General features: G+C 42.4%; 6 protein-coding genes. All 6 read right to left on the bottom strand.

The features are described from left to right. Positions 1-88: 88 nt before the first annotated feature. Positions 89-1,630, bottom strand: a complete 1,542-nt coding sequence (locus BUB08_RS04780) for a fasciclin domain-containing protein (RefSeq protein WP_072999413.1) — start codon at positions 1,628-1,630, stop codon at positions 89-91. A gap of 14 nt (positions 1,631-1,644) precedes the next feature. Then, on the bottom strand, positions 1,645-3,219 hold the full coding sequence (locus tag BUB08_RS04775) for a fasciclin domain-containing protein (protein ID WP_072999411.1): 1,575 nt from the start codon (positions 3,217-3,219) through the stop codon (positions 1,645-1,647). 1 nt (position 3,220) lies between these two features. Next, positions 3,221-4,690, bottom strand: a complete 1,470-nt coding sequence (locus BUB08_RS04770) for a RagB/SusD family nutrient uptake outer membrane protein (RefSeq protein WP_083570589.1) — start codon at positions 4,688-4,690, stop codon at positions 3,221-3,223. 11 nt (positions 4,691-4,701) lie between these two features. Then, positions 4,702-7,956 (bottom strand): SusC/RagA family TonB-linked outer membrane protein, encoded by a 3,255-nt coding sequence (locus tag BUB08_RS04765; protein ID WP_072999408.1) that lies wholly within the window; start codon positions 7,954-7,956, stop codon positions 4,702-4,704. Between the two features lie 44 nt (positions 7,957-8,000). Beyond that, a complete protein-coding gene (locus BUB08_RS04760) occupies positions 8,001-10,316 on the bottom strand; it encodes a fasciclin domain-containing protein (protein ID WP_175549947.1) in 2,316 nt (771 codons plus the stop codon). A 157-nt stretch (positions 10,317-10,473) separates the two neighbouring features. Beyond that, positions 10,474-14,619 carry a hybrid sensor histidine kinase/response regulator transcription factor gene (locus BUB08_RS04755; protein WP_072999405.1) on the bottom strand — a complete coding sequence of 1,382 codons (4,146 nt, stop codon included), beginning with the start codon at positions 14,617-14,619 and terminating at the stop codon, positions 10,474-10,476. Positions 14,620-14,869 lie beyond the last annotated feature (250 nt).

The following is a 14,869-nucleotide window of genomic DNA, read 5'->3' as shown; positions in this document are numbered from 1 at the left end:
ATGTTATGTTGAAACTATTTTTCATCTTACATACTAACTGTTACCACAAAAATCCTTGCTCCTTTTTTTATCGTCATCTGTTTTCAATTCAATTAAACGGGATAAAATCAATGTAATCCAAAACAAGCCCGTTGGATGATAATCCGCTACTCGGGCCTTTGTACACAATTTTGACTTTCACCCTGCTGTACTCCGGAATGTTGTCAACAACCATATCGAAACTGTTGAACCGGCCTTTGGGAATGTACCTTTTACCGGGAATAACACTCGGAATAACTCCGCGATACCTTATAAAATCGTAATAATCAAAAGTTTTAACCAGCTCGTCGTTTACATAAATATCGTAAACACCTCCCACATCCATGTGCGTGGCCACTTCCATGGCGTATTTTCTCGGGAAAACGCTTTTCGTTAAAAATTCTACAGAGTAAGTTCCCTGGTAGCCTTTGGTAAACAATATCCGGATGATGCTGTCGTTTGACGCGGTACTGATGTATTCCTGCAACGGAGAATAGGTTGCCGAGCTGCTGACTTTCACAAAGTCGTACCAGGCATAACGGTTAATCCCTGTTTCATCGAGCAGCCACTCGGCTTCGTATTTAGATGATCCGGAATACAGAGAATCGGGAATTACAAAGCTTTCGTAATTGTATGCGTAACCGTTGCTGCAAATGGTTTTTTCTATCGGTTTATATAAAATCTGAATACTGTCGCCCAAAATATTTTGAAGTTTAAGTGTATCTTCTTCCGTTTTCCAGATAAATTCCTCGGGTTCCAGCATGTTCAGAAAAACGCCCTGATCCAGCAAATGCGGCAGCAAAACATCTTCCTGCCATTCAATAGGAATGTCGCTGTAATCGTTATAAGACGGAATATTCATTGCCAGCGCCATATCCGTCAGGGCACTTTCATAATCATCTTTTTTGGGAAAAACAATGGTCGCCGAATAGTTTCTCAACTCCTCGCTCACCGGAAAATATTTCGCTTCAAACTTGTTGTATACAATTTTTACCGAATCGTAAATGGTGTTTCCATTTTCATCAAAACCGATGGGTTTGCTTCGTTCACGGTCAAGAATAATGGAATCCTGTCCATCGATATAATCTCTTAAAACAGGGTTGTTTACTACAAAATATTCGTAGAGATTTGCCAGTGGTTTGGCAACTTCGTCGAGCACAAAATATTTTCCGTTCCGGTACAACGGACTTTCCTGTGTTAACGCAATACCATCCAGAGTCACTTTATTGCCATCCCTTGCAAACAAGGCATATTTTCTTGACAGTGTTTGTACTTTTCGTTTAGCGGGAATGCTTCCGGACTGAATAAAATGCGTTGCAATATGATAGTTCAACAAAGTAGTATCGATGCTTCCTTCGCCTGCAAACTGAGACAATGCACTATTTGACGGCGCAAATACGGTGTATGGCATATCGCTCTGAAACAGGGTGTCGTATTTAAATTCCTTCAGAATTTTTACAAATTCCGAAACCCGGTTGTCAGCCGACATGGCTTCCCAAAAATTCTGGTCAACGGTTTCGCCATAAACATCGTAATGATCCTCCCACTCTTTTGTACACGAAAAGAGCAACAAAAGGAAAATCACCGCATATATACCTGAAGTCAATTTCATCTTTCTCCAATTTTTTATTTTGGTATCTCAAAACGTATATAATCCCATAAAAACCTACCCGGTATTAAAGGCCTGATTTCTATTTTATGGGGCGCATAGCTTTTAAAATCCACATTCCCAAGTTTGATTTGCTGGAACGGGCTGTCTTCAGTTCCGAGCGTGGTTAAATCAATCAACCCGCCAATTTTCTTCCCGTCAATAAACACTTCCACCAACGCATTTTCGTCGTTAAACGCCTCTGCCCCCAGAAACACGGTGTACCTGCCGGCCACAATTTGCGGAGTGGTGTAAGAGATTGTAAAATCGCCATCGAGAATCAGGTAATCATTATTCCAAGCATTGGTTATTTCTTCGCCATCTTCTTTAATAATTTCGTAGGAAAGGTCAGAACCCGAATATTCTATTTTTGTCAACGACTCGGGGTCTTCAATGGGGAAGCTTCCTTCTCCTTCCTGGTAGAATTCCATTATAACAGGCTCTTCGTAAAATTGGTAAGTAAGATTGGCTCTCGACGGAGCCTGTTGTTTCATTAACTGATTAATGAAATGAATGGCTCCGCTTTGGGTAATCACATTGCTTTCGTCGTAAAGAACGCCCACGTAATCGACAAAAGTTGTGTCGCCCACCTGGTGAACAATGGTATCGAACATTTCTTTTCCGGGATTAATTTCGATATCAATCCCCAAGCCGTTAATGTTAAGCGGAATTTCAGACATGGTGTTGTAGTTGGTGTTTTCATCTACAAAATCGTCTAAAAAGTAGCTGCCCGTTAAAAAATGATAGGCTACAAAATTGTACAACCCGTTTGCCGAATTGGTAAAATCTGAATTATTGGGACTAACAACTGCCGCCAAATCATCAACCGAAAAAATACCGAACTTTTCGTAAATGGAATCGGGCTCGGCCAAAACAGTTACTGCCTGTTTTGTTTCTTCCTCTTTTGTATTAAAGTCAATCAACGGTTTTAGCCCGGTTAAGTCAATTGCCTGCTTAAAAATGGAAAAAGCAGCATTGTTTTCCAGCCACTGGTAACTTGTAAAAGTGATTGGAATTAGCGCAACTTCAAGGTGGTGCACATACCCGTTGGAGGTTTCTATGTTTGGTTTATTTACAGCAGCCTGGTTATTAATTTTATAGTAAGAGGTATCGGCTTCAATAACAAAACTAACGGTGAGGTAATCGCCGGAAAGTGTTTGTTCAGAAAATGCACCAAACGGAAACTCGTTGGAATGAACACCTTCGTTTACAATATGATAACGACTGAACGTAGCAGCATAAGATTCATCGCTTAGAATATCGTTAACCGACGAAAACTGATCTGATTCGGTTACAAACTGATTAATTGCGTCGTTGTTGGGAGCAAAAAGCGTGTACCCTATTCCGTTGGGATTATAAGCGCTTAATGTTTTTAACACACCGCCCTTTTCCAGAATAGAAATAAAGCTGGAAAAATCCTCTTCATTTTCCATCAGATAATCGTAAATGGTCAGCTTTTCCAGATCTTCAAAAGAAGCCTCCAAATCAGGATCGTTGCAGGAAAAAGTTCCGGCAGCAATCACCAAAATCAAAAAATATATTAGCTTTTTCATACTAAAAATCATAATACGGGTTTTGAACCAGGTTTCTGTTACGCTCTATTTCATCTTTCTGAATCGGCAGATACCATCCGGACGGGTTGGTAAGTTTGGCCGATAAAATTCGTTTTTGCGTAGATGGAACATTGCTTACAATAATCTCAATCAGTTTGCTTTTGCGGCTGAAGTTGTTGCGCCGTCCCATGCGGAGCAGGTCGAACCAGCGTTTCCCTTCGTATGCAAGTTCAAGCGCCCGTTCTTCCAAAATGGCATCTTCAAACGCGACCTTGTTAAACGGGATGGAAACGGGCTGAACATTTGCACGCTCACGAATTTCATTGATAATGGTTAAAGCTTCGTTGTAGCGATCGAGTTGTGAGAGCGCTTCCGCTTTCATGAGCAACACATCGGCCAGCCGGTAAACAACCCAGTTTGCACTGTACTGTTGTGCTCCGGCTCTTACCGACAACCCGTCGGGCGACTGCCCCACATATTTCCAGATGAGATAATTATCGTCGCCAATTTTTGCAATGGTAGCGCCCTCACCACGTACAATTTCTTTTGAAAACTCGCGTCCGAACATTTCAACTGACGCTTGGCTCGGATCGTACTGATAGGCATTTTGCTCTGTCAGGCCAAAAGTGTTGTTGCGCTGATTCCGGTTTCCGTCAAACTGAAACTCAAAAATACTCTCCAGCGAATTACCCGGGTAAAAAATCTGGAACCACCGTGAGCTGGGCATCATTTCAAACTCAATATTCTGCTCAATCTTCTGAATGTGAGTCAACGCCTCTTCGTATTGAAAACGCCACAGGGCAATTTCTGCCAACAAAGCATCAAATGCCGCTTTAGATGCTCGCCCCTTGTTCTCTTCGATGGTGGGGAAACTCTCGGTAGGCGCAAAATCACGATTTGCTGTCAGGTCGCCGGCAATTTGTTCAAGCACTGCGTCTTCAGGCGTTTGCGGCAAATAAAAATCGGTATCGTCACTTTCTGACGGATCCAACACCAAAGGAACATCCCGGTAAAGACGCACAAGATAGAAGTAGGCCAAACTGCGCAGGAAAACGGCTTCAGACACCAGGCTGCGCAACTGGAAGTCAGTAAAAGTATTATCGATTCCCTGCACCAACGGAGCATTTTTAATTACCTCGTTGCAGTAGTTAATTACTTTGTAAAGGTTAGACCAACTGGCAAAGGAGTTACTCGGATAAATATTGCTCTCCATTACATTCCGCTCATCGTCCGACTGGTTGACATCGCCCTGAAGCAGGTCTGCGCGTAATTCTCCATATAAAAACAGGTTACGATCCATGGACCCAAACGACTCGTAGCTGGCCATTAAAACAGCTTCCACATCTTCCTTCGACTTCCAAAACTCGTCCCTGATTAGTCCGCTGGGCGGAATCAATTCCAACCAGTCGTTACACGAAAACTGCATAAAGACTAATAAAGTAAGGACAACATATTTCATTTTTGATTTCATACCATTCAATTTTAAAATCCGACACCAATACTGAATGTATAAACCTGAGGAGGAGGAGTCCGTGCCTCATCCACACCAATCCAAAACGGGTCGCTGGCATCCTGTCCAATTTCAGGATCCTGGCCTGTATATTTGGTAAAAGTTATTAGTTTACGGGCGCTCAGGGCAAATGTAGCGCGGCGCACGCCAAGCTTGCTGCACAAATTTTTGCCGAGTTCGTAACCAATTTTCACATTGTTCAAGCGTAAAAAATCGCCTTTCTCCACGTACCGATCTGAGCCCAGGTTATTTGCCGGATGGTTCATGTAAGCGCGCGGCAGCATTCCTTCTTCGTCCTGTCCCTGGATACGCCAGCGGCGAAGCGTTGCTTTACTCTGGTTGTTCCTGTCGTTCATTCCTTCGGTTTGAAGTGCAATGCCGTTAATAATATCGAAACCCAGGCGGTAGTGAAAACCCAGGGAAAAATCGAAATTTTTATAACGGACACTCGTTCCAAAACCTCCGATAAAATCCGGATTGGAATCGCCGATATAAACAACATCGTTAAGATCTATTTTTCCGTCATGGTTTACATCTTCGTATATGGGATCACCCCCTTTAAAAATATAAGTATCGGTGTATTGCAGCGGAATCGGTTTCCCGTCGCCGTCAAACAAAATATCCCCTGCTGCGTCGCGGGCTACTGCATCTTCGTCGCTTGCCCAAACACCCAGGTATCTGAACCCGAAGAAAGATCCGATGGGTTCGCCCTCCATTACAATCTGCGGATATTCGCCATTTCCGATTGAAGTGGAGCGCTCGGTATTAAAATTCTCCGGTAATTTATTAAACTTGTTCACATTCTGCGAGACATTAAAATTGACAGAAACCAGTAAATCCTTTGTGCGTACCAGGCGACCGTCAATCATCAGTTCCCAACCGGTGTTTGTCATCTCTCCACCGTTAAGGTACTTCAAGCCGGAATAGCCGGAAGAAGTCGGGATTTGATAGTAGCTGGATTCATTGGTTCCGCCGAACAAAATATCTTGCGTAACCTTCTGATAAACATCGCCTTCAACGTACAGCCGCTCGTTAAAAAGGCTCACTTCCATTCCCACATTATACGAAGTAATGGTTTCCCACCTCAGGTTATTCAACTGAATGCTGGTTGGTGCGATGGCCGGATTCAGGATATAACTACCTGTTCCGGTTGATTCGTAAGAAGCGAAACGCGCATACACATCAGACGGCTGGCGGCCAGAAACACCCCAACTCAAACGGAACATGCTCTCGCCCAAAAAATCAGCACCATTTAAAAACGGTTCGCTGGAAAAACGCCATCCCAAAGAAACCCCCTTAAAAAGGCCCCAGCGGTTGTTTACCCCAAACGACGAGTGGGCATCGGCACGAAGAATGGTTTGCAAAAGGTAGCGATCCAAATATTTGTAATTAATATTTCCCATACCGCTAATCAGCCGGTTTTCGCCAGAGCCGGTACCAATCCAGTTAATCTGTGGATCAATTGCCGGATCTTTTATATCCACACTTGGAGTTTTGTTTCCCTGCAGGTTCATCCACTCGTAGCCCGACTGGTCGGTCAGCCAGGTCAAAGCCCCGGAAAGGCTGTGGTCTTCATTCTGAAAAGGCGAACTAAATGCCAACTGCGTTTCGGTACGGATAGAGTTGCTCAGGTTATTGCTCTCTTCAGCCTTGTTCACATTCCAGGCAAGCCAGTCGGCACCAATTGCATTGTATGGCAGGTAGTTTTTCGACTTAGAACCTTCGTACTGAAAAGAAATTGTTTCACGGAAAGTCAGCCAATCGTTAATTCGATATTGCAACATAAAAGTATTTTCCAAACGATTAGTAGTCTGGTCATTCATGCCAAGCAGGGCAACTGCAACCGGGTTAAAATAGGTGACGCCATCGCCCTGGTAGCTGTTAATCGGCGTAAAATATTCCCCCGTGTAATACCCTTCGTAATTGCGCTCCCACACGCTCATGTTCGGCGCTTTTATGTAGGCCATTTCCCGCACATTGCGCGCGCGCCAGTAACTTCCCTGGATAGAGACATTATTATCGCGAAAATTATTGATGTAGTTAAACTTAATCTGAAACAGCAGTTTTCTGGACAAAAAATAGTCGAGGTTTACACGCGATGAAAACCTCCGGGAACGAGTACTGATTGTAGTGCCTTCCTCGTCGACGTAACTAAACGAAGTAAAATACCTTGTTTTTTCACCTCCTCCGGATATGCTGAAATAATGGTCGTGGGTTGCACCATTTTGCGTAATTTCCTTTAGCCAGTCGGTATTTGCAGAGTAGTTGTAAAAATCTGAGTAATCGCGGTCGTAAGCAATCTCCGGAGGAATATCAAAAGCTCCCTGACTGTTGTGCCACTCTTCCAACTGCAACATAATATACTCGTCTCCGTTCAACATCGGAATAGCCGGCGGCTGCACATTCAGGTTATATTTGTATTGATAATCGAACTGTACCTTGCCCATTCTCCCTTTTTTGGTTTCGATGAGCAAAACACCATCAGCGCCCCGCGAACCGTAAATAGCAGTAGAAGCTGCATCTTTGAGCACTTCGATGGACTTGATGTCCTGAAGTGCAATATTAATAAGGTTACTGATATCTTCACTGTCGGCTGAGCTCAAGTCGAAATCGGTAGTTACACGAAACTGTGGAATGCCATCAATAACAATCAGAGGCTGGCTGTTTCCCATGGAACTCAACCCGCGTATTACCAGTTGTGAACCAGAGCCGGGGTCTCCGGAAGCGCTAATAATATCGAGGCCGCTCACTTTTCCCTGAAGGGCATCGGCGGCAGAAAGTACCCCAACATCCTGCATGTCCATCAAATCTACTTTTACAGAAGAAGAAGCACGGTCGCGCTCTTCAATATTTGTTAAACCGCCTGTTGAACGCGACTCGGCAGTAATCGTAACCTCGCCCAAAGCTACATCTGCCGTTTCAAGCTCAACCACAATTGTTTTACCCGGCTCTGTTGCAATCTCCTGAGCTTTGTATCCGATTACGCTAACCTTTACCGTATTTTCAGGATTAGCCATTTGTAAAACAAAGTCGCCATTCACGTTCGTAATGGTTCCGTTTACTACCCTTTCGTCGCTGTCGTATTCCACAACATTGGCACCAATAATAGTTGTTTTATCTCCTTTATCGAGCACCCTACCCCGAAGAATAATCTTCTCCTGGGCGTGAGTTGCAAAACAACCGGAAAGTGCAACTATAATAATTAGGACAGTTCTGATTCTTTTCATTTCGTTCACAAACCTTAGGTTTTATTCTAATTGCTTTGACTGATTTATTGGGTATCCACATCGCCGAACGTTAACACCCGGTCTATTTCGTGAATTACTGCGTTGTTAAATATGTTGCTAAAAACATCGTTGCTTTCGCCAAGATTTACACCTGTCAGCAAATTCGTTTTTTCCGACTCTTCCACCTGCGTGTATGTTGCCCCTGTTTTATCTTTAAAGCGAATGTAATCGATGCCCGGCTCTACATAAAGCTGCGTGTAAACGGTGGAAAACGATGTTGATTTCTCATCGACGCGTGTTGTTTCGAAATATCCGGGAGATGAGCTGCCATCAGTAAAAATGAGTTCGCCCTGTACAAAATGAAGCATCAGCAACTTCTGCAACTCGTCCTGGGTTAGCGAAGAAACGTCAAGTTCATCAAGAGCCTGGGCACTCGGAACAAAAATTGAGTAAAACTCATTATCAGACAGAAAACTATATCGGAATTGTTTGTCGAGCGCCAGCCCGGCCTGCTGCAACAATGCATGAAACTTCGGATAGTTTCCCTGAATACGATTATAAATACTTGTAACCGAAAAACTAAACCAGTTATTTACTTCGTAGGTGATGCCGTTATCGGCAGTACTGCTCAATATCCGGGGAAATTCCACAACAGTTGAAGTTCCTTTGTAACCGCGCGTTGTGGGCGCTGTGCCCGATACTTCTCCGGTTTCGTTGTTGACAACAATATAACTACCTGCAAGATTCGGCAAAAACTCTTTTCGCGCCAGCCCCCGGGGTTGCTTCGTTGCAACGTGACTCATCAGTAATATCCGGAGATCGTTCTGCGATAGAGTAAAACGCTGCGGCGTGGTTCCCGGGCTAATTAGAAATACTGAAAAAACCTCGTTTAATTCATTATAAACCAACGATGAATCGACCCGCGTATTTGCATCTGATTCTACAAAAAACATGTAATCCCGATTCTGCCTTTTAAGCGCCGGCAACAAACCTGCACGTTCAATGGCAGCCATCACATTTCGAAAACCCTGCTGCAAATAAACCGGCCCGGTAACGCTGCTAAACGCCCTCGGAACAATGGCTTTGCTGAGGCCTATAAAAGTACTGTTGCTGCTAAACTCTTTATGAACAATATTGGAAGACTCCAGCTTCACCAGGTCGAGCTCCCCGTTGTAAAATCCCGCGGAAAAATCAGACGGATAAACCGGATTAATTGACAAATGCGTGTTGGCAATAATTCGTTTGATGTTATCGGGAGCACCGTCAAGCGTTCCCCAGCCGTTGGGTATTTTAATGTAAGTTTCGATTAATTCGTCAAAAGCATCATCGGTTGGGGCAACCATTCCATGATGATAACGGTAGGTAACATTTTCGGGGAGGCCAACCACTCCGGCCGGAGCTTTTGTCCGCTCGCTGGTAAGATTGAATGCAAGTTCCGGGAAAGTAAGGTTAAAAAGAGAATCCACAGCCAGCCCTTCTTTTGCTCCCGGTTGTTTATCGGTTTCATCCTGGTTGTACGAAAATGCCGGGAAGTGATTAACTAAGTCCATAAACTGTGCGTAACTCTCGCTGCCATCCCCTTCCTCAAGTATCTGATATGCATTTCTCAGCGGATCAACCACCTGGTCTACAATGTACACAAAGCCATTTTCAGAAAATATTTCAGCGCTTGAAATTTTCGCATTTCCGTAATAAAGCTCAGAAGCACCGTCAAACGATCGGTCAAAATAAAACTGGTAATCGTCTCGCTTTAAATCGTAAATATTAAGGTATTCGCTGAAAAACACGGGAGCATATTTTCTCGAATCGGTAATAACCCTTCTGGCCATGGGTGCTTTTAGTGTATCAATAATTATTGGCCGGGCCTTGTTTCTCACTCCTATTTGTGTCCATCCATATTTTCGGTCATCATCTTTCAAAAGAGTTTCCCGCTTAAATCCGCGCGGTTTGTTGTTGTTCAAATCGAGCGTATCAATCCAGCCAAATACATCGAGCGACCGCAATTGCTGCTTCGACCAGGCATTTTGAACAATATGATATTTCACCAGTTCCTGAAGTTCGTCAGCAGGAACATCATCGATGCGGCTAAAATCAGGATTTTTGGAAAACCAACTATCAAATGCTTCGTTAGAAGGAGCGAAAACCGTATAACTTCCTGACACATTAATAATGGTATCGTATCCGGTCAGTTCGAGACACTGTGCGAAAGTGCTCAATTCGGGGTGTTCCAGAATCTGCGAATAAACTTTCCCGGCCAGCCAGTCGGGTCTTTCGTATTTATTATCCAGATAATCGCGGCAACTTAGCACGAAAAGTGCCATACCTATAGTGAGTAGAATAGGTATTTTTGACCTAATCATTTTTGATAAGTTTTTAGCCATAGATTGCATAAATTTGTACATCAAAACTATGAAAATTAGAACTTACAACAGGTTACAAAATCAATCATGATTAACACAAATCATACATTGAGTCCCTTATTATTGTATTTTCTACAAAATTGTTTTCAAAATTATGCTACTCACTTTTTTCTGCATCCTTTTCAAGAAATCCGTTATCCCGAAAATTAGCCGGCGTTACCCCAAACTGCTCCCTAAAACACTTAATAAAATAAGACATGTTGTTAAACCCCGTTCGGTAACACACCTCCTTAACGGTGTTATTTCCAGCGCCCAACAGGCTATATGCCTTCTGAAGTTTCACAATGCGGATAAATTCTACCGGAGAATGATTGGTCAATTCTTTCATCCGGCGGTAAAGTTGAGTTGTACTAATGCAAAGCTCTTTTGACAGTTTATTGACATTAAATTCAGGGTCAGAAATATTTGATTCGAGAATTTTTCTGACCGTCTGCACAAATTCTTCGTCGCGCGGTTTTTTGTTACTCTCCACTTCAACCATAAAATTTTGTGTACGGTATTTTTCCCTGATTAATGCCCGGTTTTTTATGAGACGTTCTGTCTGAGACAATAGCAAACTCAGTTTAAATGGCTTGGTTACATATGCATCCACACCAACGCTGTATCCTTCTTCAATTTGCTCGGGAGAATCTTTGGCAGTAAGCATAAGAACCGGGACATGACAAGTCTCCTTACTTTCTTTCACTTTTTTGCACAACTCCAGTCCGTCCATCCGGGGCATAATCACGTCCGAAATAATGATATTAGGACAATTTCGCTGAACTATTTGCCAGGCTTCCCATCCGTTGGCAGCAAATAAGCAGTTATACTTCCGCGAAAAAATTCCCTTGAGAAATTCGCCTAATTCGGCGTTATCTTCAACAATTAAAACCGTTGCTTTTCCATTGCCCGAGAGTAAGACATCGTCATCAATTTCAGTTACAGAATTCTTTTCTGCCAGAGAAGTTGCCACGGATACGGATTCCTCCAACTGATTTACTTCAACATCCGGGATAGGCAGTATCACATGAAAAGCGACACCTTTTCCGGGCATCGATTCAACATCGATTGTACCCTTGTGCATCTCCACCAACGATTTCGAAAAAGACAATCCAATTCCCGCTCCTTCCGAGGTGTCGTCAACTTTGTAAAACCGGTCGAAAATCTTTGTTTGGTCCGCTTCGCCAATTTCTTTTCCTTCGTTAAAAACTGTAATCTGCAACTTTCGCTCCCCGTCTTCATCAGCAGGCAGAATATTAAGGGATACTATTATGGAATGGTGGTCGAATGTATGTTTAAACGCATTGGAAATGAGGTTGTACAAAATCTCTTCTATTTTTTGAATATCGGCATAAATTAAAATGGACTCAGACGGAACTTTTACCTGGAGGTTTATGTTCCGACTTGATTCAAACCCTTTAAAATTCATCACGACATCCTTCACTACCCTCACTATATCAATCTTTTGCGGATTAAAAGAGAGCTTTCCCGCGTGCAATTTTCTGAAATCGATAATTTGATTTATTAACCGCAACAAATAATTTGAATTCCGGGAAATTAACTGCAAATGATTTTTCCATTTATAATCTACATTCATGTGTTTCACCATATCGTCAATAGGAGCAGCGATGAGGCTCAGCGGCGTACGAAGTTCATGAGCAATATTGGTCAGGAAAAGCATCTTGTTTTCGTTACTGTCAATGGTAATTCTGTCAATTTTTTTCTGATAGATCAACTTTTGCCGGTTCACCAAAACATAAACAAGACCGTACGCCATTAATAGTCCGATTATTGCATAAAAAATCACCGCCACCCAGGTTTGATACCACGGTGGTCTAACCTCAATGAGCATAGTTCTTTCGGCGGCAGACAGAACGCGATCGGCACTTACCGCCTTTGTTCTGAACGTGTAGGTTCCCGGCGGGATATTTGAAAAATATACAAACTGGTTGGAAGCCGGCACCGTATACCATGTTTCAAACATTCCTTCCAATATGTAAATGATACGATTATCTTCGGGATACTGAAAATGAATGGAAGAAACGCCAATACTAAAATTATTGCTTTTGAACGGAAGCGTAATTTTCTCCACATCATTCAACACAGAACTCAAAACCTCTCCCCGGTACAACGTATCTCCTATTTCAACCACTTTGTTCCGAATCCTGAACTGAGTTAAAGAAACTTTTGGTTCGATTTCGTTGACCTGAATTTCGCGCGGATAAAAACAGGTAAATCCACGGTCTCCGCCAAAAAACACTTGTCCGTCAGTTGCTTTGTAGCACGAGTTTATCATAAAAATATCGCTCTGAATACCGTCGGCAGAATTAAACAATGTAAAGCCGGAGTCTGCTTCAAAACGGTTGTAACGAGCTAACCCGGCATTTGTTGCAATCCACAAATTACCATCCTCATCGGGCACCATAGAAATTACATCGTCTGACGGCAAACCATCTTCAGTGGTTATGTGACTAAATTTTTCGGTAACAGGATTAAAAATGTTTATTCCACCTCCCTGGGTGGCAATCCATAAATTGCCGTCATAATTTTCGTAGAAGCAGTTAATCTCATTATTATTCAGATAATCAGAACTACGTTGCGTTGCCACATATTGCAAAAAATGTAAGTCAGGCACACTTTTCCCTGACAGATCCAGGTTTTCGTAATTGTCTGTTAACCGGTTAAATCCGTTATTGGTGCCAACCCAAAACCGTTTTTTACTATCGAGAAAAATATCCAGTATTACATTATCAGATAAGGACTGAGGATTTGCAGGGTCTGCCTGGTATTGGAAGTGAATACCTTTTTCATTTCGTTCGGGATTCGGAATAAAAATCAATCCGGAGCCATGGCTACCACACCACAAATTATTGTTTGAATCGACAAAAATTTTTCTTACAGGAAAAGTAATTTCCGGATTTCCGGAAAAAGGTTCCATCTTCCAGCCCGATTTCCCTTTTAAAAGACGATAAAGCCCCAAATCAGTAGCCACCCAAAACAGAGAGTCTGACTGTTTTTCGATGTCCCACACGCCATCGCTGACAGTGGCAGGAGCGTTCTCCGGTTTTATTGACAGAGTTTCGTAAAAAATATCATTATCTATCGTTCTTCTTTTCTCCACAATATTCAACCCGTTGCTCCGGCAACCGATTATTATTTCGTTTTCTGTTCCGCAAAAACACATCACGGCATTCGAACTCAATGTGGTTTCCTGAAAAGGATCGCGCATAAACGAATAAAACTTTTTCCGGTACAAATCCATAATGCTAATGCCTCGCCCCTGGTGCCCAATCCAGAGGTTACCCGAAAAATCTTCGAAAAGTGAATGTATCTCATTATCAAGCAGGCTTCCTGCCTTGTGCGGATTAGATTCGTACACACCTGTTATTCCTGTATGCAAATCGATATACAAAAGCTTGGGCTGAGTTAAAGTTGCGTAGATATGATGATTACCCGCATAAAACACCTGCTGAATATTTTGTCCCCGAAAAAAAGTATTTTTCACAAAACGCCCCTGACTTACCGAAAAAGGCATAATTCCACCAGTGGTAGCAATATAAAATGTATTTTCAACCGGTACATATTCAATCGCATTTATCAGGTGGTTAACCTCAAACAGCGTATCGGCAGCCAACAGCCAAAGTCCATCTACCTCTTTCACCGTACCCAAATACAATTGATTAGCCACCGTACCATTACTTGCCAACATTAATTTATCACCAACCGAAGCCGAATAATCGAAATAGGCATTTACCTGTTCTCCCAGGTAAATTACAGGAAACCTTTTTAGTGTAATATTGTGGCTGCCAACATCGTTTAACGGGAAATAAAAAAGACCGTCGACTGTATGCACTAAAAGTTGATTATTGACTTCAGAAATATGAAAAATATTTACACTCCCATTGGAAATATCCTCAAACTGATATGTAGTAAATGTGTTGTCGTGCTTATTTAGTCTGCTTAAACTTTTAGAACCAACAATCCAGAGGTTATCGTGAGAATCGACTAAAAGTATCTTTATCTTTTTTTCCGGCAAGCTGGTTGTATCTCCCAGTTCGGGCCTGAAAATATCAAAGCGAAAACCATCGTATCTAACAAGGCCTGTCCATGTTGCAAACCACATGTAACCGTCACTATCCTGAACAATGGAATTTATCTCGCCGTCTGGCAAACCGTTTTCCGATTGCAGATAACGAAAATCGCGACCGACTCCGTTTATTGCAGCTAAAAGGATAATTAGTAACGAGATAATGCAAGTTTTCATACATACAAACATAAAGAATCGTTCATGTATGAAATATACTTTACAACATATCTTTCAAAAAATTGTCGATTTCACAATAAGAAAACAGACACAAAAAAGGCAAACAACAAACAACCAATAAAACACTAAATATCAACATTTCCGTTTGACAAAAATTCGATGCCGGAGTACTTACAAAAGGGGCTGCTCATTAGTACATTTCTTCCACACAGTGATTAATATAAGGGAAAGCAACAAAGGAAAACCTTAA

Origin of the sequence: Mariniphaga anaerophila, from assembly GCF_900129025.1 — a bacterium.
Lineage (GTDB): Bacteria > Bacteroidota > Bacteroidia > Bacteroidales > Prolixibacteraceae > Mariniphaga > Mariniphaga anaerophila.
The sequence above is the reverse complement of the archived record's forward strand: the minus strand, read 5'-3'. Positions and strand labels throughout refer to the sequence as shown.